Source organism: Jannaschia rubra (assembly GCF_001403735.1).
GTDB lineage: Bacteria > Pseudomonadota > Alphaproteobacteria > Rhodobacterales > Rhodobacteraceae > Jannaschia > Jannaschia rubra.
The window spans coordinates 21,511-45,716 of the sequence record NZ_CXPG01000023.1; the positions used below are offsets into that span (position 1 = coordinate 21,511).

Consider the following 24,206-nt stretch of genomic DNA (forward strand, 5'->3'; position numbering starts at 1 on the left):
CAGGGTTGTGATCGTGGGCGCGGGCCTTGCGGGCCTCGTGGCGGCGGAGGCGCTGTCGCGGCGCGGCCGGGACGTCCTGATGCTGGAGGCGTCGCCCAAGGCGGGCGGCCGGTGCCGCAGCTTTGCCGACGACCGGCTGGGGCGGCGGATCGACAACGGCAACCACCTGATCCTGTCGGCCAACCGGGGCGTGCTGGACTGGGCCGACCGGATCGGCGGGCGCGATGCGCTGAGCGTGATGCCGGAGGCGGCCTTTCCGTTCCTCGACCTCGCCTCCGGCGCGCGGTGGAGCCTTCGCCTGCCGCCCGGACCTCTGGGCATGCTCAGCGGCGTGGCGCGGCCGCCGGGGGTGACCCTTGGCCGTGCGGCGTCGCAGGCGTTCGGGCTGCTGCGGGCGGGCAGGGGGCGCACCGTCGCCAAGGCCGTGACCGACCGTGGCCCCATGTGGCGCGGGTTCTGGGATCCGATGACCCGCGCCATCCTCAACGCGCCGCCGGAGGAGGCGGACGCGGGCCTCCTGCGCGCCGTCCTTCTGCGCAGCTTCGCACGGGGCGCGGGGGCGTGCCGGCCGGTGCTGGCGCCCGAGGGGCTGGGGCCCGCGCTGATCGACCCGGCGGTGGAGGTGCTGGCGGGCAGGGGTGTCCCGATCCGCTATCGCGCGCCGGTCCGCGAGGTGGAGATCGCGGATCGGCGCGTCACCACGCTGCACCTGCGCGAGGGGCCGCTGGAGATCGGGCCGCGGGATGCCGTGATCCTCGCCCTGCCGCCGCAGGAGGTGGCGCCGATGTTGCCCGACCTCACGCTGCCCGGTCCGGGGCCGTCCATCGCCAACGCACACTTCCTGCTGCCCGACAGCGGCCTGCCCCCGATCCTGGCCCTTCTGGGCGGGGCGGCGCAGTGGCTGTTCCGGCGCGGCGACGTGGTGTCGGTCACGGTCTCGGCGGCGGAACATTCGCCGTTGCAGGGACTGGGCCGGGATGCCTCGCTGCGGCTTTTGTGGTCCGAGGTCGCGGCGGCCGTCCGCGCCCATGGGGGCCGGGTACCAGACGCCCTGCCGCCCGCGCGCTTTCTGCGGGAAAGGGCGGCGACCTTCGACCAGTCGCCCGCCGGCGTGGCGCGGCGGCCGGCCACGCGGACGCGGTGGCGGAACCTGATCCTCGCCGGCGATCACGTCGACACGGGCCTGCCCGCGACGCTGGAGGGGGCGGTGCAGTCAGGGCTGGCGGCGGCGCGCGCGGTCTGACAGGTCGGGATAGAGGACCGGGTTGTCCGCCATGAACCGGCCGAGCAGGCGGGCCAGCGGCCAGCGGGCGCCCCGGTCCACCCGCGCGTGGCCCGCCACCGCGCCCAGCGTCGCGCCCAGCAGGTTGACCGCCTGGTCCCCCATCGTGTCGGGCAGGCCGGAACGTTGCGCGTTGGTGCCGAAGATCGCGTCGATCGAGAACTCCATCAGCTCCCACATGGCGCCGACCATCATCGAGAAGGCGAAGGCCAGGACGGCGAGCACCCAGACGGCCACCCGCGGCCGCGCGCCCCCTGTCGCCGTCATCGCCAGCGCCATGCCGACCACGGCGAGGACGGAGGACGCCACGAGGTGCAGGGCCAGATCCCACCACCACAGGGTGACGTAGAGCCCGCCCCATTCGCCCGCCAGAAGGGCCGCGGCGCAGAAGATCAGGATGCCGGTGGTGAAGCCCGCGGGAAACACGATCCCCGAGACGGCGGTGAAGGCCTTGGGCAGCAGCGCCAGACCCGCGCAGGCGGCCGCGACCCAAGCGAACTGCCAGTCGCCCAGCACCGCGCCCGCGCCCGAGGCCAAGGCGACCGCCGCCCAGGGCAGGGCGCGCAGGACGGGCCTGGCCGCGGGGCGGGGGGTGCCGAGAGGCGAGGCGGAGGGATGGGTCATCGCGGCGCGCCCCTTGCGGGGGTCGGCCGCGGGGCCGCGAACCCGGTCCCACCGACCGCCGCCGCATCCCGCGTCCCCCTACGGGCGGAGAGGCGGTCGGGATGTTCGGCCGTTCGGGCAGGGACGTCGGGCAAGGCGGGCTCCGCTGGGCAGGTTCGGGACGGATCGGAAAGGCTTGCCGCACCGTCGGTTCATTTCGTCTATCTGGGGCGATGGACCGGGCCAGCAAGATGCCGCGCGCCCCGCGAAAGGTTGATCGGGGTCAATGCGGGGCCGTTCTTCGCGGCGTATCCTCGGCGGTTCAAGGGGAGGATGCGCAATGACGGCTTCATCACCTAAGAGCGGACAGACTGGGACGAAACGGCCCGCGAATCGCGGCCGCGCACCAGGCGCCGCGCCGGAGGTCCGGGCAAAACGGCCCCGCCCTGCCGCGACCCCGCCTGCCGGCGGATCGGGCACCGGGATCGTCCCCTTCGACACCATGACGACGATGATCGACCGGCTGACCCGCGCCAACATGGCCAGGATGACCGCCGGCGTCTCACCCGCGGCGCTGGCCGGGGCCTATCTCGACTGGTTCGCGCATCTGGCGACGGAGCCGGGCAAGCAGATGCAGCTCGGGCACAAGGCTTGGCAGAACTGGGTGCAGCTGTCGCGCTATGCGGCGACCTGCGCGGGAACCCGGTATCGCGCGCGCCCCTGCGTCACGCCGCCGGCGACCGACCGCAGGTTCCGGCATGAAGGGTGGCAGAAATGGCCCTACAACCTCTATCACCAGCAGTTCCTTCTCAATCAGCGGTGGTGGAACGACGTCACGACCGGGGTGCGCGGCGTGACCGACAGGCACGAACGGGTGATGGAATTCGTCGCCCGCCAGATGCTCGACGCCTTCTCGCCCTCCAACTTTCCCGCGACCAATCCCGAGGTGCTGGAGCGGACGCGGAAGGAGGGCGGCCGGAACCTTGCCCGCGGCTTCGGCATCTTCCTCGACGACCTGGACCGGCAGTTGCGCGACAAGCCTCCGGCAGGGGCGGAGGCATTCCGTCCGGGCCATGAGGTCGCGGCGACGCCGGGCAAGGTCATCCATCGCAACCGCCTGATGGAGCTGATCCAGTATTCGCCGACCACGGGCAAGGTGAACCCCGAGCCGGTCCTGATCGTCCCGGCGTGGATCATGAAGTACTACATCCTCGACCTGTCGGAGCGGAACTCCATGGTGAAGTTCCTGGTCGACCGGGGGCATACCGTCTTCATGGTCTCCTGGCGCAACCCCGATGCGGAGGACCGCGACCTGGGGATGGACGACTACCGCCGGATGGGCGTGCTCGACGCCGTCGAGGCGGTGCAGGCCGTCGTGCCGGGGCGCAAGATCCACGGCGTCGGCTACTGCCTCGGCGGGACGCTCCTGTCGATCGCGGCGGCGGCCATGGGGCGCGACGGGGAGGACCCGTTCGCCACGCTGACGTTCCTCGCCTCGCAGATCGACTTCACCGAAGCCGGGGAGCTGCAGCTGTTCACGAGCGAGAGCCAGGTCACCTATCTGGAGGACATGATGTGGGACCAGGGCTATCTGGACGCGCGCCAGATGACCGGGGCGTTCCAGATCATGGGCAGCGTCGACCTGATCTGGTCGCGGGTCATGCGGAGCTACCTCATGGGAGAGGAGCCGCCGATGTTCGATCTGATGGCCTGGAACGCCGACGGGACTCGGATGCCCTATCGGATGCATTCGGAATACCTGCGCTCGCTCTATCTCGACAACGACCTGACCGAAGGGAACTACACCGTGGACGGCCGGCCCGTGTCGGTGGTCGACATCCGCCCGCCGGTCTTTGCCGTGGGCACGGTGACGGACCACGTCGCGCCCTGGCAGTCGGTCTACAAGATGCACCTGTTTCTCGACACCGACGTGACCTTCGTGCTGACCAGCGGTGGCCACAACGCGGGCATCGTGTCGGAGCCGGGGCACCCCCGCCGGACCTACCGGATCGCCACGGCGCGGCACGACGATACCTATGTCGATCCCGAAACATGGCAGGCGCAGACGCCGGAGCAGGACGGGTCCTGGTGGCTGGAATGGGACGACTGGCTCAAGGAGCGGTCGGGCGCCCCGGTCGCGCCGCCCGCCATGGGCGCCCCCGATGCGGGCTTCGCGCCGCTGGCGGATGCGCCGGGGACCTATGTCTTGCAGAAGTAGGGCCGGCAGGGGGTGCACCCCGCCGGCCCGACCGGGCGTCAGACGCGGACGTTGCCGCGCGCGAGGACGTGATAGATCGCGCCGCCCAGAAGGGCGCCGATGACCCAGTTGTAGCCCGACAGGAAGGCGAACCACGGCACCCAGACCGTCGCCACCGAGAAGATGGCCGCCACCCCGAAGGCCTGCACCGCCGTGCCGTTCCAGCCGTTGCCGTAGCGGTAGACGCCGCCTTCGGTGTCGTAGAGGTCATCCAGCCGCAGCTCCTGCTTGCGGTGCCAGTAGTAGTCCACGATCATGATGCCGAAGATCGGGGCCAGCGTCGCGCCCAGCGTGTTGACGAAGCCGCTGATGCCGAACTCGCTGATGAAGCTGTTCCAGAAGCCGCCGATCACCAGCGCGAAGCCCGAGGTGATGAGGCCCGCAGTGCGGAAGCTGATGCGCGTCGGGCTGAGGTTGGCGATGCCGTTCACCGCGGGGATGAAGTTGGCCACCAGGTTGATGCCCACGGTCGCCGCGAAGAAGGTGATCGCCGCGATGACGCCCAGCAGGACGCTGTCGGTGCGCTCCACGATCTCGGTCGGGTTGATGATCTCCTCGCCGAAGACGACCGCCGCGCCCGCCGTGGTCAGAAGCGCCAGCGCCGAGAACAGGATCATGTTGAACGGCAGCCCTGCGAGGTTGCCGAGCTTCATCGCCTTCTTGTCGCGAGCATAGCGCGAGAAATCGCTGAAGTTGATCATCACCGCCGCGAAATAGGCCACCATGGTGCCGACGATGGCGATGAAGCCGCTGAACTCGGTGGCGAATGTGCCTTCGGGGTTGGCGAAGATCGTGGCCGTGGCCGACAGGAGCTGCCCGTCGGCGCGCTGCCACAGGACGATCACGAGGCCGATCATCACGACATAGACGAAGGGGCCGGCGATGTTGAGGAAGGTCTCGACCCAGTCCATGCCGCGCCAGAAGATGACGATGTGGAAGGCCCAGACGATGAGGAAGGCCGTCCAGTCGACGCCGGTCAGGCCCATGATCTCGGCCCCGCCCGACAGCCCCGTGACCGACCGGATCAGGAGCGCCACGGCGGTCGAGGCGAAATAGACCTGCACGCCGTACCAGAAGACCGCGACGATGGCCCGCAGGATGGCCGGCAGCTTGGCACCCTGGGTTCCCAGGCTGGCGCGGGCGAAGACGGGGTAGGGGATGCCGTATTTCTCGCCCGCGGCACCCGACAGGTTCACCATCCACATGACGAACAGGCCCGCCGCGATCAGCGCGGCGAAGGCCGTCCAGCCGCCCACCCCGTAGGAGATGAACAGCGAGGCCACCAGCGAATAGCCGAACAGCGACTGCACGTCGTTGGCCCAGATGTTGAAGATGGCGAACCAGCCCCAGGTCTTTTCGTCCGCCCCCACGGGGTTCAGCGTGTTGTGTCCCTCGGCGTCCATCGTCCCGCCGGGGGCCACGTGACCGTGATCCGTTGCCGTCATGGTTCCCTCCCTTGCCGCATGAGATCGCGGCCCGTCGTTTCCGGCGCTGCCCGCGCCCGTCTGCTATTGCAACTGACATTTTACAGGATATTCTAGAAATTCGACTATGAAGAATATCCTTCAACACCTGTCTGGAAATGTTGAAGGTCTCTGCCGCCTGGGTGAACCATGAATGCAACCCATGATATCCGCCTGCTCGGCGACAAGGCGCAGCACGCGCTCTGGACTGCGCTCAGGTCGGGACAGCTGCGCGAGGGGCAGTTCCTGTCCATGTCGCAACTGGTCGAGCTTCTCGACTGTCCGATCGCCGCCATTCGCGACGCGGTGAAGCAGGGTAGCGCCTGGGGCCTGCTCACGACCTTGCCCAAGCGCGGCGTGCAGGTGATGGAAGCGCGCCCCGAGACCATCCGCGAATGCCTCGACTTCCGCATGGCGCTGGATCAGGAGGGGGCCCGCCGCCGCATCGCGGAGGGCGCGGTCGAGGGGCTGGCCGACCTGCGCCAACGACACGCCGCGATACGCGACGCGGCCCGGACAGGCGGGGCGGGCGACCTGCCGCCCCAGGCCATCACGGTCGACCTGTCGCTGCACGACTACCTGTCCGAGGGCCTGGGCAATTCGCTGCTGACGGGGGCCTATGCCGCCAACCGGATGCGGATCGCCATCATCCAGAACTCCCGTCCGTTCCTTCAGGACCGCATCGTCTCTGCGATGGAGGAACACCTAGTCGTCATCGACGCCCTCGACCGCCGCGACGCCGGTGCCGCCGCCGAGGCGATCCGCGTCCATTTCGAGCAGACCCTGCGGTGGTGGGGCGTGCCGTAGGGCATGTCCCAGGAAGCGGCAGGCTTCGATGGGCGACTGGCGGACCGCAGCCCCGGATACGGCGAAATGAGGCGCGTCCTTTCAGCAAGAGCGCCGTTCCCGGCAGGACGGCGGTAATGGCCGTTATGTATTTGTTAACCGGGCGTCCGGCCCGTGTCGGAAATCCGTCACGCCAGCGCGCGGGTGTCGCCGCAGACCGAGATGGCCTGTCCCGAAATCGTGCGCCCGCGTTCGCTGGCAAGGAACAGCACCTGGTCCGCGATCTGCTCGGGCGTCACGTATTCGGCGATGGAGGTGAGCGAGAACGCCTCCGCCTCGACCTCCGCGAAGCTTCGGCCGCGGTTCTGGGCGCGCGCTTCCAGCACGCGGCGCTGCCGGTCGCCCGCGACGAGGCCGGGCATGATGGCGTTGACCCGGATGCGATCCGGCCCCAGTTCGATGGACAGGGATTTCGTCAGGCCGACGACGCCCCATTTCGCCGCCGCATAGGGGGTGCGCTGCGGAAACCCGACGCGCCCGGCCACCGACGACAGGTTCACGATGGAGGCGTTGGCGCTGCGCCGCAGGGCCTCCACGGCGCGCGACGCGCAGACGAACTGGCTGGTCAGGCAGATGGCGAGCGTGCGGTTCCAGTCGGCAAGGTCGATGGCCTCGATCCCGGCGGAAGGCCCCGCGATGCCCGCGTTGTTCACAAGGCAGTCGAGCCCGCCCAGATGCGCGATGGCGTCCTCGATGAACGCCGCCAGATCCTCCGCGATGCCCACGTCCACGCGCCGGTGGAACACGCCGTCGGGCAGCCGGCCGAGCGCATCGGCGTCGATGTCGCAGACCGCCACCGCGGCCCCTTCGGCGAGGAAGCCGTCGACGATGGCCCGCCCGATCCCGGCGCCGCCGCCCGTGACGATGACCCTGGTGTCGTGAAGTTTCAGATCCATGTCCCTGCCCTCCTAGCTGGCCAGAATGTCGCGCGACAGGATGAACTCGGCCGCGGATTGGATGTCGTCGCCCAGGGCGTCCGCGGCGGCATCTGAATCCCCGCGCAGGATGGCCGCGACCATGCGGCCGTGCGTCTCGAGCGAGGCGGAATGGCGGCTGCGGCGCGATTGCTCGCCCAGGTCGAGGTTGATGATCGGGCCGGCCTTCAGCCACATGATGGTGATGAGCTCCATGAGGACCGGCGACCCCGCCGCCGCATAGATGTCGAAATGCAGCGCCTTGTTGGCCCGCACCGCCTCCTGCGCGTCGTCGCGACCGAGGGCGCTGCGGAACGCCTGCTCGGCCGTTCGCAGGGGGGCCGACGCCATGCCGCCCTGCGCCGCCAGCGACACCGCCCAACGTTCGAGATGCAGGCGGTTGCGCGTGAGGTCGGCGAATTCGGCGCGGCTGAGGATCGGGACCGAGATCGCGCGCTTGGGCTCCACGCGAAGCGCGCCGCGTGCGGCCAGCCGGCCGATGGCCGCGCGGATCGGCATGACCGAAACGCCCAGCTGGTCGGCGAGCCGGCGCAGCGGAATCCGGTCGCCCGGCCGCAGCGCACCCGACAGCAGCATCTCCGCGACGACATCGTAGACATGCGCGGAAAGCGACGCCCCGTCGGTGGGCGCGCCCGGTGTTCCGGCGGTTTCGAAGGCCGCATCGGTCATCTGTGATCCCATGAAGTTCCAGCCATCGCAGGTGCCGTCGAGACCATGCTGCGTGCGTGAAGTCTTGACAGAAGTCGAATCCCCCCGCAACTGTGATCGCAGTTATCAGACCGATCCGAAGCGATCGGACGTCACTCGGGAGGAGACGACGATGACCTTTATCCGGAACATGAACCGGCGTGCCGTACTGCGGACCGGGGGCGCCATGGCCCTGGGCACGCTGGCCGCGCCCACGATCCTGCGGGCGCAGGAGGGGCCGATCGTGCTGGGCCACCTGACGCCGCGAACGGGATTTCTGGGCCCCCTGGGGGATTATGCGGTGATGGGGGTCGATCTGGCGGTCGAGCACATCAACGCCGAGGGCGGGATCATGGGCCGCGACCTTCAGGTCCTCAAGGAGGATTCGGTCAATCCCCAGACCGCCTCCACCAAGGCCGAACGGATGATCGAGCGCGACGGCGTGGCGGCGATCACGGGCGAGATCTCGTCCGCCTCGACGCTGGCCATCGGACAGGTCGCGGAGCGGACGGGCACGGTCTTCGTCAACACCGGCGGCAACTCGGACACGCTGCGCGGATCGGACTGCAAGCGGCACATGTTCCACGTCGAGACGCAGAACGCGATGTATCTGAACGGCGAGGGGCTGCACTTCCTCAACGCCGATCTGGTCGAGGGAAAGAAGTGGTATCTGCCCACCGCCGACTATGCCTTCGGCCACGACCTGCTGAACGGCGCGCGCGCCTTCCTTGACCGCAACGGCGGCGAAATCGTGGGCGACGACCTCGTGGCGACGGATGCGACCGACTTCTCGGCCATCATGCTCAAGATCCGCAGCGCGCAGCCCGACGTGGTCGCGCTGAACCTCGCCGGCACGCAGATCACGGGGTTCCTCAAGCAGTACGGCGAGTTCGGCCTCGACTATCCCATCGGCGGCTTCGGCTTCGACACGCAATCGGCCTGGGCGGCGGGTCCGCAGAACTTCTCGGGCACCTGGCCCAGCGTCTGGAACCACCTCATCGACACCGAGGAGAGCCAGGCCTTCGCCAAGGCCTTCGCCGACAAATACGGCAAGCCGCCCGAGAACCAGGCCTGGTCGGATTACACGGCACTCAGGATCATGGCGAAAGCCATGACCGAAATCGGCGGAACGGATGCGGATGCCCTGATCGAATACCTTGAGAGCGGCGCGACCTTCGATCTGATGAAAAGCCGGCCGGGATACTTCAACCCCGACTCTCATCAGCTTTTGCAGGACATCTACGCGATCACCGCGCTGCCCGAGGCGGAGGTCGAGAACGAGTGGGACATCTTCACCACCTCCGGCCCCGTCCTCGGCGCCGACCAGCCGCTCGAGGTGCTGATCGAGGACGCCGTCGGCGGCACCTGCACCTTCGCCGCCTGACCCGACACCGCCCGCCGCGCCCGGCCGCGGCGGGCCCCTCCGATAGTCGAGACCCCGCATGGAAACGGCACTTTTCCTGTCGCAGCTGCTCAACGGTCTGCTCGACGGGTTCTATTACCTCCTGATCGCGCTCGGCCTGTCGCTGATCTTCTCGCTGGGCGGGATCATCAACCTGGCCCACGGCGCCTTCTTCGCGGTCGGGGCCTACATGGCGATCGTGCTGGCGCCCCATGTCGGCTTCTTCGGCGCCGTGATCGTCGGGCCGATCCTGGTGGGCGCGCTCGGCATCGTGGTCGAGCGGCTGCTGTTCAAGCGTTTCTACCGGATCGATCCGCTCTATTCGCTGCTTTTGACCTTCGGCCTCGCCATGGTGCTGGAGCAGACGCTGCGCCTGATCTTCGGATCGGCCCCGCTGGCCTTCAACATCCCCGACGTGCTGCGGGGGCAGGTCTTCATGGGGGAGTTCATCTATTCGCGCTACCGCATCTTCACCATCGTGGTGGCCGTGGTCGTCGTGGCGGCGCTCTGGTGGCTCCTGAACCGCACCGCCTTCGGGCGCATCGTGCGCGCGGGCATCCAGAACCCCGACATCCTCGCCACGCTCGGCATCTCGCTGCGCCCCTACCTGTCTGCGGTCGCGGCTATCGGCATCGGGCTCGCGGGGCTGGCGGGCGTGCTGATGGCGCCGATCCATCCCGTCCATCCCGCCATGGGGATCGAGGTTCTGGTCGCGGCCTTCGTCGTGGTCGTCATCGGCGGGCTGGGGTCCTTCTGGGGCGTGGTCCTCGCCGCGATGCTCGTGGGCGTGGTCAAGGGCTTCATGGTGGCCATCGACCTGTCGTCCTGGTCGCTCGCCTCGATCTACCTGCTCATGTTCGTCGTCCTTCTGGTCCGCCCCCGCGGATTGATGGGCGAACGCATCACCCGGTTCGAATAGGTCCATGACGCGCATCCATCCCCTTCTCATCGCCACCGTCGCGCTGGCCCTCCTGCCCTTCGCCCTCACGCTGATCGGGCTGACGACCACGTCCGCCGCCGAAGTGGTGATCTATGCGCTGGCGGCGACGGGGCTGAACCTGCTGGTCGGGCGCACGGGCCTCGTCTCCTTCGGGCACGGCGCCTGGTTCGGGCTGGGCGCCTATACGGCGGGGCTGCTGGCGCTGGCGCTGCCGGGCACGGCCTTCGTGCTGCCGATCCTGGCCGCGCTCGCCGTCACGGCCGTCGTCGCGGCGGGCTTCGGCGTCCTGATGCTCCGGCGCAGCGGCGTCTACTTCTCGCTCATGACGCTGGCGCTTTCGGCGCTGGCGTTCTCCGTCGCCTTCCGCTGGACCGCGCTCACCGGCGGCGAGAACGGGTTGGGCGGCATCCGCCGGCCGGATTGGGGGGCGGTCGATCTCAACGACGGCTGGACCTTCTACTGGCTCGTCGCGCTCGTCGCGCTGGCCGTCGCCTTCGTCCTCTGGCGGTTCCTCGACGCGCCGCTGGGCAAGGTGCTGGTCGCCATCCGCGAGAACGAGACCCGGGCCCTTGCCCTCGGCTACGACGTCACCCGCTACAAGCTCGCCGCCTTCGTCGCCTCGGCCATGGTCACGGGGCTGGCAGGGTCGCTTCTGGTGTTCAAGAACCGCCTGACGTCGGCCGAACCCATGTCGGTGGCCTTCTCGGGCGAGCTTCTGGCGATGGTGGTCATCGGGGGGATGCGCGGGTTCCTCGGGCCGTCGCTGGGCGCGCTGTTCTATATCCTGTTCCGCGAATACCTGTCGATCTACACCGAGAACTGGCTTTTGTGGTTCGGCCTTATCTTCATGGCCTTCGTCTTCTTCGCGCGCGAGGGGCTGGTGGGCATCGGGCAGCAGGTGGCGGAGCGTTTCAACCCCGGCCCCGAAACCGGCGCCGCCATGGCCGACCGCAAGGCCGAGGCCCTGCCCCTGCCCGCGATGATCGAAGGCGCCGGGCAGGGCGGCGCCGTTCTGGAGGCGCGGGGCATCGCCAAGTCCTTCGGCGCCTTCCGCGCGGTCGACGGCGTCGACCTCAGGGTCGCGGACCGAACCTTGCACGCGCTGATCGGGCCGAACGGGGCGGGCAAGACGACGACGTTCAACCTGCTGACCGGAATGATCCCGCCCGACGACGGCACCGTGACGCTGGGCGGGACGGACATCGCGGGCGCGGCCCCGCACCGCGCCGCGCAACTGGGCATCGGCAGGTCGTTCCAGATCACCAGCCTGTTCCCCGACCTGACCGTGCACGAGAACGTCCGCCTCGCCGTTCAGGCGAGCCATGCCGCCCGCATGAACGCCTGGCGTCCGGCGACCGGGTTCGACGACATCGGGCACGAGACGGGCGAGATGCTCCGCTGGGCGGGCCTTTCGGGGATGGAGGACGCGCCGGCGTCGTCGCTTTCCTACGGCGGGCAGCGGCTCCTCGACCTCGCGCTGGCGCTGGCCTCGCGGCCGAGCATCCTTCTGGCGGACGAGCCGCTGGCGGGTCTTTCGGCGGCGGAGCGTGAACGGGTGGGCAACCTTCTCAAGCAGGTGTCGGGCGTGCTGCCAGTCCTGCTGGTGGAGCATGACATCGACCGGGTGTTCCGCCTGTCCGACCATGTCACGGTGATGAACGAAGGCCGCGTCCTTCTCGACGGGCCGGTGGAGACGGTGCGCGGCGACGACAAGGTGCGCGAGATCTACATCGGTTCGGGCACGACCGAGGTGGCCGCGATGGCCCACCACGGGGTGCGCGAGGGGGTGCTGGCAAAGTTGACGGACGTCAACGTCCACTACGGCAAGAGCCACATCCTGCAGGACGTGAGCTTCGACATCCGCGAAGGCGAGATCCTGGCCCTTCTGGGCCGCAACGGCGCCGGAAAGTCGACGCTGCTCAAGGCGATCCTGGGCATCGCGCCCGTCACCGGCGGGTCGATCACCCTGGCCGGTCGCGAGTTGGTCGGGCTGGAGGCCGCCGAGGTGGCGCGCGCCGGCGTGGGCTACGTCCCCCAGGGGCGCGGCCTGTTCGCCGGCATGACCGTGCGCCAGAACCTCGAACTCGGGCGCATCCGGCGGCGCACCGGCGCGGGGACGCATTGGTCGGAGGAGGAGATCCTCGACTATTTCCCCCGCCTCGCCGAACGCATGGACACCGACGCCGACAGGCTTTCGGGGGGCGAGCAGCAGATGGCGGCCGTGGCGCGCGCGCTGTCCGGCGACACGCGCCTTCTCCTGCTGGACGAGCCGTTCGAGGGGCTGGCCCCGGCCATCGTCGAGCAGTTGTTCGTCAGCTTCGACCGCTTGCGCGAACGGCTCTCCATCGTGATCGTGGACCACAATCTCGACCTGGCGCTCGGCCTGTCGGACCGGACGGTGGCGCTGGAAACCGGGCGGGTGTTCCACGAGGGTCCGTCGCGCGACCTGGCCGAAGACATCGACCTGCGCCGCAAGGTGCTTTGGCTATGAGGGGAACGGGATGACGCGGATCGCAATCGTCGGCGCCGGCCTGATCGGACGCTCCTGGGCCGTGGTCTTCGCGCGTGCCGGCATGGACGTCGCCGCCTGGGACGCCGAGGCCACCGTATTGGCCGCGCTGGAGGGCGAGATCGCGGCCATGCTGCGCGAAGCCGGAACCCCCGACGCCGACGCCATCGCAGCCCGCGTGACGCCGGCCACCACGATGGAAGCGGCGCTCGACGGTGCCGACCTCGTGCAGGAGAGCGGGCCGGAACGCATCGACCTGAAGCGGGACCTGTTCGCCCGCCTCGACGCCGCCGCGGCGCCGGAGACGATCCTCGCCTCGTCCAGCTCAGCGCTGGTGCCGTCGCTGTTCTCCGACGGCCTCGCCGGGGCCGCGCGCTGCCTCGTGGCCCATCCGGTGAACCCCCCGCACCTCGTCCCGGTCGTCGAACTCTGCCCCTCGCCCGTGACGTCTTCGGAAACGATGGACCGTGCCGAAGCGATCTACCGCGACGCGGGGCAGGTGCCCGTCCGCCTGTCGCGCGAGATCGACGGCTTCGTCCTCAACCGCCTGCAGGCCGCGCTGCTGGCCGAGGCGTTGCGGCTGGTGTCAGAGGGCGTGGTCAGCGTCGAGGGACTGGACGACACGGTGCGCCACGGCCTCGGGCGCCGGTGGGCCTTCATGGGCCCGATGGAAACCATCGTGCTGAACGCGCCGGGCGGGGCCGCCGACTACATGCTGCGCTATGGCCCGCCCATGGGGAAGCTGGCCGCCGACGCCGCGGGCGCGGAGGCCTTCAGCGACGCCGCCGCAGCACTCGTGGCCGCCGCCTTCCCCGCGCTGGCCGACCCCCCCGCCATCCGCGCGCGACAGGCTTGGCGGGACGGCGAGCTGGCGGCGCTCGACACCCATCTGCGAACCAGATCAACGGGAGACTGACCATGGCCAGCCAACGGAAGACGATCATCACCTGCGCGATCACGGGCGCCATCCACACCCCGTCGATGTCGCCCCATCTGCCCGTCACCCCCGATGAAATCGCCCGCGCCGCCATCGACGCGCATGAGGCCGGGGCCGCCATCGTCCACCTGCACGCCCGCGATCCCGAAGACGGCCGCCCCGACCAGACGGCCGAGGCGTTCGAGCCGTTCCTGCGGACGATCAAGGAACAGGCGGCCTGCATCGTCAACATCACCACCGGCGGCGCGCCTACCATGTCGATCGAGGAGCGGATCCGCCCCGCCGCCACCTGGAAGCCGGAGCTTGCGTCGCTCAACATGGGGACGATGAACTTCGGCCTGTTCCCGATGCTGGGGCGCTTCGCGGACGATCTGAAGCACGACTGGGAAAAGACCTATCTGTCGAACCGCGACATCGTGTTCCGCAACACCTTCGGCGACATCGAGCATATCGTGACGACCCTGGGCGCGAACGGCACGAGGTTCGAGTTCGAGTGCTACGACACTTCGCATCTGTACAACCTCAAGTATTTCCTCGACGCGGGGCTGGTGAAGGCGCCCCTGTTCATCCAGACGGTCTTCGGCCTCATGGGCGGGATCGGCGCGCACCCGGACGATGTGTGGCACATGAAGCGCACGGCGGACCGGCTGTTCGGGGACCAGTATCGCTGGTCCGTCCTCGGCGCGGGGCGCAACCAGCTCAACATCGCCGCGATGTCGGCCGCCATGGGCGGGCACGTCCGCGTGGGGCTGGAGGATTCGCTCTGGGCCGGGCCGGGGCGTCTGGCCGAAAGCAGTTCCGAACAGGTCCGCGCCGCGCGCCAGATCATCGAGGGGCTGGGCCTGTCGGTGGCGACCCCGGACGAGGCGCGCGAGATCCTGCACCTGAAGGGCGCGGACGGCGTGGCGTTCTGACACCCGCCCCCTATTCCGCCAGCCACCGCAGCAGCGCCACCTCCTGCGGCGAAAGGTCGGGGTGCCAGAGGTCGACGATCAGGACGACGCGCGGGTCGGGGGAGTCGTTGCGGACGTCGTGAAAGAAGCTGTCGTCGAAGACCGTGCAGCGGCCGGTCCGCCAGGTGCCGGCCTCGCCGGCCACGGTCATCGTGCAGCCCTCGGCCGGGATGTCGATGCCGAGGTGCAGGCGCAGCCGGGTGTTGGTCGCGCCGCGGTGCGACGCGATGCGGGTGCCGGGCGCGAGACGCGAGAAATAGGCCACGCCCGCCCCCTCCACCGCGGCCCCATGCGCGTCGAGGATGCCGGCCGTCACCGGACAGGCGGCGCGCACGTCGTCGCGCGGGCCGTCCTCTCCGTGCAGGAACAGGACGGTCCAGCGGCCGGTGCGGGCGATGTCCTCGGACTCGTCGGCGAAATCGGCGGGGTGCAGGGCGGCGAACTCCTCGGCGATGGCCCCGGCGGCCTCCTCCAGCGCGCGGGCCACGGGAACGGCGGGGGCATCGTGCCAGGGCCGGGCGGACAGCCCCGGGTAGATGCCGACGCCGGGGCCGTGCGGTCCGGGGTCGGCCTTGCGCCGCGCGACATAGGTGCGGAACCGGGGCGGCACCCTGATGTCGCCGCCCTCGGGCAAGGGGGCGGCCAGCAGGTCGCGCGGCGAGGCCGTCACCCCGTCGAACCCCGCCTCCGGCCAGTGATCCGACCCCGCCAGCCGCAGCCATTCCGACAGGCCCAGACGCTTGTCCCAGGGCGTGCCCCAGGCCCGCAGTGCCGCCGCCCCCCGTGCCATCGCGGCGCGCCCGGCCGAACGATCGCCCGTGGCGAGGTGCAGGAGGCCGCGCAGGATCGCAGGCTCCCCCACGCAGGGCAGCAGACGCATCGCCGTGTCGAGCCGGGCGGCCGCGCCGGCCCTGTCCCGCGCGATCACGCGCAGCGCTGTGTCATAGGCCTCCAGCCCTTCCTCCTCGGCGCGGACGGTCACGCGGGTGCGGCCGCGGTCCAGCACGGGGGGCACGACCTCCGCCCGCGGCACCGCCAGCGCCAGCAGCTCCGACGCGCGGGCCAGCCAATGCGTCGGGCCGCCGTCGCGCAGGCAGGCCTGGTCGGCCACGTTGGCGAGGTAGAGCACCAGCAGGTCCCCGATGTCGCGCGGCCCGAGGCGCAGCATCGGCCCCCCGCGCCGGTCGGGCAGGCGCAGGACGGCGGTCGGCGCGGGTCGTTCGGACACCGCCTCGAACAGCGCCACGCGCGACAGCCCGCCGAACAGGTGGACCAGACGCTCCGCCCGCTCGCCCAGCAGCGCGCGCAGCGGGGCGCGGTCGCCGGGGTCGAACAGCGCGGCCTCGTGCCCGTCGGTGGAATAGACGTTATGCGCCAGCCCTGCCAGGCACAGGCGCTCGGGCTGGTTCCAGCCGCTCAGGATGGCATGGGTGTTCACCAGGTGGCGCAGCACGCTGCCGCGCCCGTGGGCCGCGCGGTCGGCGCCGCGATCGGCCAGGGCGGTGACGATGGGGCCGATGGGCCGCGTGCGGGGGGCGTCGAGAGTCTGGGTCATGGGTCTGTCTCCGGGTCAGGCGGGTCATTCGGCCGCCATGGGTCCGACGGCGCGGGCGTGGATGGTTTCGAGAATGGTCATGCCTGCATCGACGGTGTGCAGCCCGCTCAGCGCCATGACCTTCTCGTGCTCCGGCCGCAGCGGCAGGCGGTCGATCAGGTCGATCAGGTCGCGGCGGTGGTGGACGTCGAGAACCTCGTGCCGGGCGATGGCGCGGAAGGCGGAGCGGGGCCAGCCGGTCAGCTCCTCCAGCCGCCGGGCAAAGCCTTCGGGCGGGTGATAGGCCTCGATCGCGGCGATGTGGCCCAGGAGCGCGACGGGATGCACATGCGCGATCCAGTAGTATTGCGCGCCCACCATCTCGGCCACGGCGGGCGGGGGAACCTGCGCAAGCGCGGCCGCGGGGTCGTGTCCGGTGGCGGCCAGATCCTCCAGCAGCCAGACGTCGTGGCCCGTCTCCTCCGGGATGTGGTGCGCGAAATAGGCGTCGAGTTCGACCCCCAGCGGGTCGTCCGGCCCCAAGGCCCGCGCCGCCCGCTGCGCCGCCTGCATCAGCGGCACGGCGGAGCGCACGACCCCGTGCATCATCGACAGGTAGACGGGATAGACCAGCCGCGCCTCCGGTCCGGTCCACAGCTTGCGCGCCTGCGCGGAAAAGGCCCGGTGCACCAGATCCAGACGCGCGATCAGGCGTTCGCTCGGGGTTCGACGGGTCATTGCGGGGTCTCCTGTCCCAAGGCGGCCATGGCCGACATCAGGCGGTCCGGCGGGCCTCGGCCCTCCATCCGGTCGAGCGCCTTCCAGCACAGGTCGCAGTTGTTGGCGAAACATGCGTCGCCCAGATCGTTCAGGCGGGGATGCCGCGTCAGCGCGCCGAAGCCGCTGTCGCCGATCACCCGCAGAAGGGGGTCGTCGTGGAACGCGCGGGCCGCCTCGGCGAAGCCCTGCGCGGTTTCGGCCCGGCGGCGCAGGCGGGCCGGCCCCCGCCCCATCAGCACGTCCTCGTTGCAGCAGCCGACGACCGTGCCGTCGTAGCGGACCATCGGATTGCGGACGAGGGTGCACGGCCCGAAGTCGGCGCCCGGCGTGTGCGCGGTCGGAAAGAACAGCGCCGCACCCCGCCCGTTGGCCAATGGCGCGTTCAGGTTCACCTCCGCCCGCGCCGGCCACTCCGGGCCGAACGCGCGGGCCAGCAGATCCTCGATGCGCCGCCGCGTGGTCGCGTCGTCGAGCCCCTGCACCACGAGCCACGCGCCCGAGGTCGCCACCTGCCGGGCCGCACGGACGAAATCGTCGCCGGTGACGTGGCTCATGTGGAAGGCATCGGTGCTGAGATAGACGGTCGTGCTCTGCTCCAGCACGCGGCGGGTCCAGGCGGGGGTGCGGGCCTGCCGGGCCCAGACGCCGCTGGTGAAAAGGACGATGCGCTTGCCCGCCGCCGCGAGCCGGTCGCACGCCAGCGTCAGGCCGCGCCGCTCGACGAAGGGCTCCCCGCCCGAGAATGCGACCACGTCGAAGGCATCTTCCCGCGCGATCCAGTCGAGGATGCGGCCGAACAGGTCGAAATCGGCGATGGTCGGGCTGTCCCCGCGCGAGTCGACCGAGCAATGCGCGCAGCCCACCGGGCAGCGGTCCGTCAGGAACAGCAGGATCGACCGACCCCGGCGGGCGCGCACACGCTCGATCGCCGCGTGGTCGAGCCTGGGGGACGCCGCGCGGGTCATGCCGGACGCCCCAGTTGCGACAGCCCCGCAAAGCGCGGGATGCCGTGGCGGCGCAGGAACGCCTCGCCGCCGCCGCCGCGCAGCAGGGCCTGCACCCCCCGCTCCAGCACGCGGGTGGCCGGGCGGTCCATCAGGGCGGACAGGTCCGTCGCTGCATTCGCGTCGAGCGCCATGCACGCCGCGCAATAGCCGTCGCACCCCTGCCCCAGCCGACGTGCCGTGGCGCGCGGGCCGAACAGGCGGATCGCCCGCAGGAGGGCGGAGCGTTCCGTTCGCGCGCGGATCGTGGGCCAGCCGTCGGTCGCGGCGTGGCCCAGCAGCAGATGCGGGGGCCTGCGGTCGAAGACGTCGTCGTTGCCGCAGGCCGACACGGTGCCGTCGAAGCCCACCACCGGCCAGGCGGCCATGGCGCAGGGGTTCGCGGCGGCGGTGTCGGCGCCCTCGCCTTCGAGGGGCGCCAGCCAGTCGCGCGCTCGGCCGAAGGGCGCGAGCGCGTTGACCACCATGGGCACGGCGTCGCCGAAACGCCGCCGCACGTCGCCGATGAAGGTGCCGAGCCAAGGGTCGTCGGCCCCCTGCCCCACCAGGTGCAGGCTGACGTCGACGCCCCGGTCCATGATCGCGCCCAGGGTGCGGAACAGACGGTCGCGCGGCACCTCGGGTTCGTGGAAGACGTCGAAGCTGGTCGAGAAGTGGTCGACCGCGTCGACGGCCCGCAGGATCGGCGGCGGGATGCGGTCGGCCCGCGCGAAGAACAGACCCGACAGGACGCTGGTGCGCGTGCCGACCTTGCGCGCCGTGGATGCAAGCGCTTGCACGAGGTCCGGGCGCAGCAGCGCCTCGCCCCCCGACAGGGCCAGGATCTCCGGTCGGTCGTCGCGGCGGAAGGTGCCGACGAAGCGGGTGAAGATCTCGGCTGGGGCCTCCTCGCTTTCCATCGTCGAGCGGGTCGAGCAATGGGCGCAACTGAGTGGGCAGCGCCGCGTCAATCCGATCGAAACGCCGCCGCCGATATCGTTCCGCATATCCAGTATCTCGGCAAGATGCATTGCGCGTCCTTTCGCGGCGTTCCGAATTGGCACGAGCCTTCCCATTGCCGGCGGACAATGCCGCCGGAGTCAGGCCCCTTCGCGTTTTCAATTCATGCGGTCATTCGCGCGCACGCCCCGTCGCAATCGGGCGCGGAAGGGGCGTGCGCCGGTCGTCCTACCAGACGAATCCACCCACCACGTCGGCCGCGGCCTTCAGGTTGTCGGGTAGGTTCTTGTTGAGCTTGGCCTTCACGGACTCAAGCACCGCAAGCTCATCGTCGTCGAGCAGCGAGATCTGGTTCTGCAGGTCCTCGTTCAACGCGTCGATCTGCAGACCGCTCTTGCGGACGCGGACCATCCGCGCCGTCGTCATTTCTCTCTTGTCGGCCATGGCGAAACACTCCAATCGCTTGGTTACAGTTCCTGCCGAATGCCTCAATTCCAGTTTGATGACTCTTCCCGACAGTGTTTCGGGTCTTCGAGTCCGGCCCCTGCGCGGCGTCCGTTTCGCATCCGCAAAACGCCACGTATCCTGTCGATTGATTACAGATTATCACAAACGCCGAGTCGTGCGGAGTAAAAATGTGCCGAATTGCCCGAAGGTAGGGAATACCCTACCGGCCGAGCAGGGCCAGCACCTCGGCCCGGTCGGGCATGGAGGGCGCGGTGCCGGGCCGCGTCACGCTGATCGCGGCGGTGGCGCAGCCGAAACGGGTCGCCTCCTCCGGGTCCATCCCCTCCGCCACGGCGGCGGCGAACCCGCCGTTGAAGGCGTCGCCCGCGCCCGTCGTCTCGACCACGGGGCCCGCGTCGAAGGCGGGGACGTGGATGCTGCGGTCGGCCGAATGGAACAGCGCCCCCTGCGCGCCGAGCGTCAGGATCGCGGCGCGGCGCACGCCCTGGGCCAGCAGCGCGCGGCCCGCCCGGCGCGCGGTGTCGAGGTCGGTCACGGCCAGGCCGGTCAGCGCCTCCGCCTCGGTCTCGTTGGGGGTGACGTAGTCGCAGAGCGCCAGCATGCCGTCCGGCAGTTCGGCCGCCGGCGCGGGGTTCAGCACGGTGATCGCGCGCCCCTTCCGCGCGACGGTCAGCGCGCGCAGGGCGGCCTGCATCGGTTGTTCCAGCTGGGTGACGAAGACGCGTGCCGATCCGATCAGCCCCGCGTGCTGGTCGATAAAGGCCGCGTCGATCTCGGCGGCGGCGCCGGGGGCGATGATGATGGCGTTGTCGCCCGACCCCTCCTCGATGAAGATGTAGGCGGCGCCGGTGGGCGTCTCGCCCCGTTCGACGGCGGGGACGACGCCCGCGGCGGCCCAGGTGTCCATCGCCATGTCGCCGAAGGTGTCGCGGCCCAGCTTCGACAGGAAGGTCACGCGCCCGCCCGCGCGCGCGGCGGCGACGGCCTGGTTCGAGCCCTTCCCGCCGGGGCCGAGGGCGAACGACCGCCCCAGGATCGTCTCGCCCATGCGCGGCTGGCGGTCGGCGCGATAGGCGGTGTCGGCGACGAAGACGCCCAGGATCACGATGTCACTCATCCGGCCCGATGACCCCCTTGCGCAGCATGATGCATCCGTAGAACCGCCGCTCGCCCGTCTGGATCACGGCATAGGCCCGGCGGGCGAGGTCGTAGAAGGCGAAGCGTTCGATGCCGACCATCGCGCGCGTCTCGCCCGTGGCGGCGATCTCCTGCTGGACCTCGGCCTGCACGCCGGGCACGTCGTCGGGCGCATCCACCACCTGCATCCGGCCCGCGAAATCCTCGACGAAGGTATCGAGCGGCAGGACCGACAGGACCGCGCGCGCCACCTCGCCCATGGGGCGGTCGATCCGCAGCAGATGGCCCAGCACCGTGTCCTGCGCGATGGCGTCGGAGGGAAAGTTGGTATCCGCCAGGATCAGCATGTCGCCGTGGCCCATGGCGCGCAGCGCGCCCAGAACCTCGGCGTTCAGGATGGGGTCGATCCCCTTGAGCATGGCCTGTCCCTTTCAGATGTCGAGCCGCGCGCCGCTGGCCTCGTCGAAGATGTGGACGCTGCCGGGAACCGGGCTCAGGTGGATGGTTTCGCCGGGCCGGACGGCGGGGCGGTCGCGGGTGACGGCGGTGACGTCGCGGTCGCCCAGACGGGCGATGACGTGGGTCTCGGACCCTGTGGGTTCGACCACCGAGACCGTGGCGGCCATGCCGCTGTCCGACAGCACCAGATGTTCCGGACGCATCCCCAGCGTCACCTGCCGGCCCGGCGCCACGCCCGGCACGGGCAGGACGGCGCCCCCGGTGGCGACGCCGCCCTCCTCCCCCCGCCCCGGCATCAGGTTCATCGAGGGCGAGCCGATGAAGCCCGCGACGAAGGTGTTCGCCGGCCGGTCGTAGAGGTCCAGCGGCGCGCCGATCTGCTCGATATGCCCGCCCTGCAGGACGACGATCTTGTCGGCCATGGTCATCGCCTCGATCTGGTCGTGGGTGACGTAGACGGTGGTCGTGGACAGCCGCTGGTGCAATTCGCGGATCTCGGCGCGCATCTGCACGCGCAGCTTGGCGTCGAGGTTGGACAGGGGCTCGTCGAACAAGAACACCTGCGGGTCGCGCACGATGGCGCGGCCCATGGCTACCCGCTGCCGCTGACCCCCCGACAGGGCGCGGGGATGGCGAGAGAGATAGGGCGTGAGGCCCAGCACCTCGGCCGCGCGGGCGACGCGGGCGTCGATCTCGTCGCGCGGCATGTTCCGCATCCGCAGGGAAAACGCCATGTTCGCCGCCACCGTCTTGTGGGGGTAGAGCGCGTAGTTCTGGAACACCATGGCGATGTCGCGTTTCGCGGGCGGCAGGTGGTTCACCACGCGGTCGCCGATGGCGATGGTGCCGCCGGTCACGTCCTCCAGCCCCGCGATCATGCGCAGAAGGGTGGATTTGCCGCAGCCGGAGGGGCCGACCAGCACGACGAACTCCCCGTCGGCGATGTCGATGTCCAGCCCGTGAATGACCTCGACCGCGCCGTATGCCTTGCGCAGGTCCCTGATCGTGACTTCGGCCATCCGTCCCCCCGGTTTCCCCACGGGCGACGCTAGCGGGGCCTGCCGGTCCTGTCACGCCCTCCTTGACAGGCGGGGGGCGGGCCAGTGACTGTCTCAGGGCCGGCCGCGCGGGGAGGACGCGGGGCGCGGCATCCGATCAGGTCAGGCCCCGGAGCGGGCCCCGTCACGGGAGGGACGCGAGACCCATGAGACACGATATCTTCGCCCATATGCTGCGCGCCGGTAAGATCAGCCGCCGGTCCATGCTGCGCGGCGCCGCCGCCACCGGCGGTCTGGCCGCGCTGACCGGAGCCGGGCTTCTGCCGCGCCCGGCCTTTGCCCAGTCGGACCTGCGCGCGCAGATCCTGCAGATCCCCGGTGTGGGCACCGGCAGCCCCACCGACGCCGACTGGCAGAAGGTGGGCGAGATGTGCCTGCAATCCACGCGCGACACCGTCGAGGAAGGCGAGTTCGCGGGCGTGGAGCTCACGTTCATGGGCCTCAACAACCAGAACACCCACAACTTCCTGTTCCGCGGTTTCCTGAAGTCGTGGGAGGATTACACGGGCGCGCGCATCAGCTGGATCGACCTCGCGCAGGCCGATTACAACGCGCGCCTGCAACAGAGCATCGCCACCGGCACCGTCGATTTCGACATGATCGAGATGGGCGCCCCGTTCGAGGGCGACGTGCTTGGCCGGGGCATGGCGTCCGAGATGCCCCAGTGGGTCGCCGACATCATCGACATGGACGACTATGTCGATTACCTGAAGGCCCCCGTGGGCACATGGGACGGCAAGACCTATCGCGTGTCGATCGACGGCGACTGCCATACCTTCGCCTATCGCAAGGACTACTACGAGAACCCCGAGTTCGCCGAAGCCTGGGCCGCGTCGGGCGGCGAAGGCGACTGGGCGCCGCCGACCACCTGGGACCAGGTGAACGCGCATTCCAAGTTCCTCGCCGGCAAGACCGATCCGCTGACCGGGCTGCCGGCGCATGGCTTCCTCGATCCGCTCAAGGGATGGGGCGGCTTCGGGTTCTATTTCCTGGAGGATCGGGCCACGGCCTATGCCAAGCATCCCGACGACCCCGCCTGGCTGTTCGACCCCGACACGATGAAGCCGCGCGTGAACAACCCCGCCTTCGTCAAGGCGATCCAGGACGTGATGGACCTGATCGCCACGCCCGGCGCCTATCCCGCCGACCAGATCAACGCCGACCCCGGCACGACCGCCTTCCAGCAGTTCCTCGCCGGCACCGGCGGCGCGCTGACGTGGTGGGGCGACGTGGGCGCGGGGGCGCGGACCTCGGACACCTCGGTCGTGGGGGACGTCGCGGCGTTCTCCACCCTGCCGGGGTCGGACCGGGTGTGGAACGCGACCACGGGCCAGTGGGACGAACAGGCCAACGAGGCGCCGAACCTCGCCTATATCGGCTGGGGCGTCTACGTCATGGCCACGGTCGATTCGGACGAGAAGCGCAAGAAGGCCGCCTGGTCGGCCGCCGCGCATCTGGGGGGCAAGGACCTGTCGCTCTGGACGTCGGCCTATCCGTCGGGGTTCCAGCCCTATCGCAACTCGCACTTCCAGTACGACGAATGGGACGCGGCGGGATACGACCGGGCCTATGTCGAGGATTACCTCGGCGCCAACCTCGACAGCTACAACCACCCCAACGGCGCGATCGAGCCGCGCATCCCCGGCATCTTCCAGTATTATTCCGTGGCCGAGGACGAGCTGGCCAAGGGATACGCCGGGCAATACGCCTCCGCGCAGGAGACGGCGGACGCCATCGCCGCCGCCTGGGAGAAGATCACCGACCAGATCGGCCGCGACAGCCAGATCGCGCTCTACAAGGCGTCTCTGGGGATGTGATCGCGGGGCCGGGGCAACACGCGCCCCGGCCCTTCCGGGCGGGGCCCGCAATGGAGACCCATGACCCCCGTCATACCCTCAAGCCCTTCGACGACGCTCTCTGGGCCGCCGATGGCGGCATCGTGCGGGGGCACCATCCCGGCGGCTCACTGCCTTTTCCACGCGGATGGTGCTCGTGCGGCTGCCCTGCGGCGGG

The 24,206-nt window shown here is 70.1% G+C and carries 21 protein-coding genes and 1 pseudogene; 9 read left to right on the forward strand and 13 right to left on the reverse strand.

The genetic code is table 11. The features are described from left to right. Window positions 1-13 precede the first annotated feature (13 nt). On the forward strand, window positions 14-1,243 hold the full coding sequence (gene hpnE, locus JAN5088_RS16585) for a hydroxysqualene dehydroxylase HpnE (RefSeq protein ID WP_233489834.1): 1,230 nt from the start codon (window positions 14-16) through the stop codon (window positions 1,241-1,243). On the opposite strand, the gene JAN5088_RS16590 is transcribed toward hpnE, so the two are convergent. After that, entirely contained in the window at window positions 1,214-1,906 is a 693-nt protein-coding gene (locus tag JAN5088_RS16590; RefSeq protein WP_055683956.1) for a DUF2238 domain-containing protein, read from the reverse strand. The genes hpnE and JAN5088_RS16590 overlap by 30 nt on opposite strands. 481 nt (window positions 1,907-2,387) lie before the next feature. On the opposite strand from JAN5088_RS16590, the gene JAN5088_RS16595 reads away from it, so the two are divergent. Next, on the forward strand, window positions 2,388-4,103 hold the full coding sequence (locus JAN5088_RS16595; RefSeq protein ID WP_055683957.1) for a PHA/PHB synthase family protein: 1,716 nt from the start codon (window positions 2,388-2,390) through the stop codon (window positions 4,101-4,103). Window positions 4,104-4,141: 38 nt separating this feature from the next. Here JAN5088_RS16595 and JAN5088_RS16600 read toward each other — a convergent pair whose 3' ends face one another. Continuing rightward, window positions 4,142-5,587: an NCS1 family nucleobase:cation symporter-1 gene (locus JAN5088_RS16600; RefSeq protein WP_055683958.1), complete on the reverse strand. Its 1,446-nt coding sequence runs from the start codon at window positions 5,585-5,587 to the stop codon at window positions 4,142-4,144. A gap of 168 nt (window positions 5,588-5,755) precedes the next feature. Here JAN5088_RS16600 and JAN5088_RS16605 point away from each other — a divergent pair, with 168 nt between their 5' ends. Next, complete coding sequence (locus tag JAN5088_RS16605) at window positions 5,756-6,412, forward strand: GntR family transcriptional regulator (RefSeq protein WP_055683959.1); 657 nt, start codon at window positions 5,756-5,758, stop codon at window positions 6,410-6,412. 167 nt (window positions 6,413-6,579) lie between these two features. On the opposite strand, the gene JAN5088_RS16610 is transcribed toward JAN5088_RS16605, so the two are convergent. Further along, entirely contained in the window at window positions 6,580-7,347 is a 768-nt protein-coding gene (locus JAN5088_RS16610) for an SDR family oxidoreductase (RefSeq protein ID WP_055683960.1), read from the reverse strand. Window positions 7,348-7,359: 12 nt separating this feature from the next. Beyond that, a complete protein-coding gene (locus tag JAN5088_RS16615; RefSeq protein WP_055684003.1) occupies window positions 7,360-8,055 on the reverse strand; it encodes a GntR family transcriptional regulator in 696 nt (231 codons plus the stop codon). A gap of 151 nt (window positions 8,056-8,206) precedes the next feature. On the opposite strand from JAN5088_RS16615, the gene JAN5088_RS16620 reads away from it, so the two are divergent. Genes JAN5088_RS16620 through kce form a run of 5 tightly spaced genes read left to right on the forward strand, consistent with a single transcriptional unit; the run spans window position 8,207 to window position 14,775 of the window. Next, window positions 8,207-9,457 carry an ABC transporter substrate-binding protein gene (locus JAN5088_RS16620; protein WP_055683961.1) on the forward strand — a complete coding sequence of 417 codons (1,251 nt, stop codon included), beginning with the start codon at window positions 8,207-8,209 and terminating at the stop codon, window positions 9,455-9,457. Between the two features lie 58 nt (window positions 9,458-9,515). Then, window positions 9,516-10,394 (forward strand): branched-chain amino acid ABC transporter permease, encoded by an 879-nt coding sequence (locus JAN5088_RS16625; protein ID WP_055683962.1) that lies wholly within the window; start codon window positions 9,516-9,518, stop codon window positions 10,392-10,394. A 4-nt stretch (window positions 10,395-10,398) separates the two neighbouring features. After that, on the forward strand, window positions 10,399-12,906 hold the full coding sequence (locus JAN5088_RS16630) for a branched-chain amino acid ABC transporter ATP-binding protein/permease (RefSeq protein WP_055683963.1): 2,508 nt from the start codon (window positions 10,399-10,401) through the stop codon (window positions 12,904-12,906). A 10-nt stretch (window positions 12,907-12,916) separates the two neighbouring features. After that, window positions 12,917-13,840: a 3-hydroxyacyl-CoA dehydrogenase gene (locus JAN5088_RS16635; RefSeq protein WP_055683964.1), complete on the forward strand. Its 924-nt coding sequence runs from the start codon at window positions 12,917-12,919 to the stop codon at window positions 13,838-13,840. Between the two features lie 2 nt (window positions 13,841-13,842). Beyond that, window positions 13,843-14,775 carry a 3,5-dioxohexanoate:acetyl-CoA acetone transferase gene (gene kce, locus JAN5088_RS16640; RefSeq protein ID WP_055683965.1) on the forward strand — a complete coding sequence of 311 codons (933 nt, stop codon included), beginning with the start codon at window positions 13,843-13,845 and terminating at the stop codon, window positions 14,773-14,775. Between the two features lie 10 nt (window positions 14,776-14,785). On the opposite strand, the gene JAN5088_RS16645 is transcribed toward kce, so the two are convergent. The 9 genes and pseudogenes from JAN5088_RS16645 to JAN5088_RS16680 form a co-directional block, all read right to left on the reverse strand. After that, window positions 14,786-15,982, reverse strand: a complete 1,197-nt coding sequence (locus JAN5088_RS16645; protein WP_370736424.1) for an aspartyl/asparaginyl beta-hydroxylase domain-containing protein — start codon at window positions 15,980-15,982, stop codon at window positions 14,786-14,788. 42 nt (window positions 15,983-16,024) lie between these two features. After that, window positions 16,025-16,369, reverse strand: a pseudogene (locus JAN5088_RS19705) (DUF6817 domain-containing protein); the annotation flags it as partial. 24 nt (window positions 16,370-16,393) lie between these two features. After that, window positions 16,394-17,086, reverse strand: a complete 693-nt coding sequence (locus JAN5088_RS16650; protein WP_055683967.1) for an iron-containing redox enzyme family protein — start codon at window positions 17,084-17,086, stop codon at window positions 16,394-16,396. After that, window positions 17,083-18,093 carry a radical SAM protein gene (locus JAN5088_RS16655; RefSeq protein ID WP_055683968.1) on the reverse strand — a complete coding sequence of 337 codons (1,011 nt, stop codon included), beginning with the start codon at window positions 18,091-18,093 and terminating at the stop codon, window positions 17,083-17,085. Before JAN5088_RS16655 ends, JAN5088_RS16650 begins: the two co-directional genes overlap by 4 nt. Then, on the reverse strand, window positions 18,090-19,118 hold the full coding sequence (locus JAN5088_RS16660; RefSeq protein WP_199502177.1) for a radical SAM protein: 1,029 nt from the start codon (window positions 19,116-19,118) through the stop codon (window positions 18,090-18,092). Before JAN5088_RS16660 ends, JAN5088_RS16655 begins: the two co-directional genes overlap by 4 nt. A 181-nt stretch (window positions 19,119-19,299) precedes the next feature. Then, the gene (locus JAN5088_RS16665) at window positions 19,300-19,515 is read right to left on the reverse strand and encodes an aroma-sacti cluster domain-containing protein (RefSeq protein ID WP_074962752.1); all 216 of its coding nucleotides are present in this window, start codon (window positions 19,513-19,515) and stop codon (window positions 19,300-19,302) included. A gap of 223 nt (window positions 19,516-19,738) precedes the next feature. After that, window positions 19,739-20,656: a ribokinase gene (locus JAN5088_RS16670; RefSeq protein WP_055683971.1), complete on the reverse strand. Its 918-nt coding sequence runs from the start codon at window positions 20,654-20,656 to the stop codon at window positions 19,739-19,741. Continuing rightward, window positions 20,649-21,095, reverse strand: a complete 447-nt coding sequence (locus JAN5088_RS16675) for an RbsD/FucU family protein (protein WP_055683972.1) — start codon at window positions 21,093-21,095, stop codon at window positions 20,649-20,651. Before JAN5088_RS16675 ends, JAN5088_RS16670 begins: the two co-directional genes overlap by 8 nt. Before the next feature lie 12 nt (window positions 21,096-21,107). Next, window positions 21,108-22,154 carry an ABC transporter ATP-binding protein gene (locus tag JAN5088_RS16680; protein ID WP_055683973.1) on the reverse strand — a complete coding sequence of 349 codons (1,047 nt, stop codon included), beginning with the start codon at window positions 22,152-22,154 and terminating at the stop codon, window positions 21,108-21,110. Window positions 22,155-22,339: 185 nt separating this feature from the next. On the opposite strand from JAN5088_RS16680, the gene JAN5088_RS16685 reads away from it, so the two are divergent. Then, window positions 22,340-24,010: a type 2 periplasmic-binding domain-containing protein gene (locus JAN5088_RS16685; RefSeq protein ID WP_055683974.1), complete on the forward strand. Its 1,671-nt coding sequence runs from the start codon at window positions 22,340-22,342 to the stop codon at window positions 24,008-24,010. Window positions 24,011-24,206: the final 196 nt, after the last annotated feature.

Bases quoted from the DNA above. Each gene is read 5' to 3' on its own strand.
- JAN5088_RS16625 (WP_055683962.1), top strand. From the start codon at position 9,516: ATGGAAACGGCACTTTTCCTGTCGCAGCTGCTCAACGGTCTGCTCGAC.
- JAN5088_RS16630 (WP_055683963.1), top strand. From the start codon at position 10,399: ATGACGCGCATCCATCCCCTTCTCATCGCCACCGTCGCGCTGGCCCTC.
- JAN5088_RS16665 (WP_074962752.1), bottom strand. From the start codon at position 19,515: ATGGCCGACAAGAGAGAAATGACGACGGCGCGGATGGTCCGCGTCCGC.
- JAN5088_RS16595 (WP_055683957.1), top strand. From the start codon at position 2,388: ATGACGACGATGATCGACCGGCTGACCCGCGCCAACATGGCCAGGATG.
- JAN5088_RS16600 (WP_055683958.1), bottom strand. From the start codon at position 5,587: ATGACGGCAACGGATCACGGTCACGTGGCCCCCGGCGGGACGATGGAC.
- JAN5088_RS16590 (WP_055683956.1), bottom strand. From the start codon at position 1,906: ATGACCCATCCCTCCGCCTCGCCTCTCGGCACCCCCCGCCCCGCGGCC.
- JAN5088_RS16685 (WP_055683974.1), top strand. From the start codon at position 22,340: ATGAGACACGATATCTTCGCCCATATGCTGCGCGCCGGTAAGATCAGC.
- JAN5088_RS16660 (WP_199502177.1), bottom strand. From the start codon at position 19,118: ATGCGGAACGATATCGGCGGCGGCGTTTCGATCGGATTGACGCGGCGC.
- JAN5088_RS16650 (WP_055683967.1), bottom strand. From the start codon at position 17,086: ATGACCCGTCGAACCCCGAGCGAACGCCTGATCGCGCGTCTGGATCTG.
- JAN5088_RS16645 (WP_370736424.1), bottom strand. From the start codon at position 15,982: ATGCTGCGCCTCGGGCCGCGCGACATCGGGGACCTGCTGGTGCTCTAC.
- JAN5088_RS16605 (WP_055683959.1), top strand. From the start codon at position 5,756: ATGAATGCAACCCATGATATCCGCCTGCTCGGCGACAAGGCGCAGCAC.
- JAN5088_RS16615 (WP_055684003.1), bottom strand. From the start codon at position 8,055: ATGACCGATGCGGCCTTCGAAACCGCCGGAACACCGGGCGCGCCCACC.
- JAN5088_RS16620 (WP_055683961.1), top strand. From the start codon at position 8,207: ATGACCTTTATCCGGAACATGAACCGGCGTGCCGTACTGCGGACCGGG.
- JAN5088_RS16655 (WP_055683968.1), bottom strand. From the start codon at position 18,093: ATGACCCGCGCGGCGTCCCCCAGGCTCGACCACGCGGCGATCGAGCGT.
- JAN5088_RS16635 (WP_055683964.1), top strand. From the start codon at position 12,917: ATGACGCGGATCGCAATCGTCGGCGCCGGCCTGATCGGACGCTCCTGG.
- JAN5088_RS16675 (WP_055683972.1), bottom strand. From the start codon at position 21,095: ATGCTCAAGGGGATCGACCCCATCCTGAACGCCGAGGTTCTGGGCGCG.
- JAN5088_RS16680 (WP_055683973.1), bottom strand. From the start codon at position 22,154: ATGGCCGAAGTCACGATCAGGGACCTGCGCAAGGCATACGGCGCGGTC.
- JAN5088_RS16610 (WP_055683960.1), bottom strand. From the start codon at position 7,347: ATGGATCTGAAACTTCACGACACCAGGGTCATCGTCACGGGCGGCGGC.
- kce (WP_055683965.1), top strand. From the start codon at position 13,843: ATGGCCAGCCAACGGAAGACGATCATCACCTGCGCGATCACGGGCGCC.
- JAN5088_RS16670 (WP_055683971.1), bottom strand. From the start codon at position 20,656: ATGAGTGACATCGTGATCCTGGGCGTCTTCGTCGCCGACACCGCCTAT.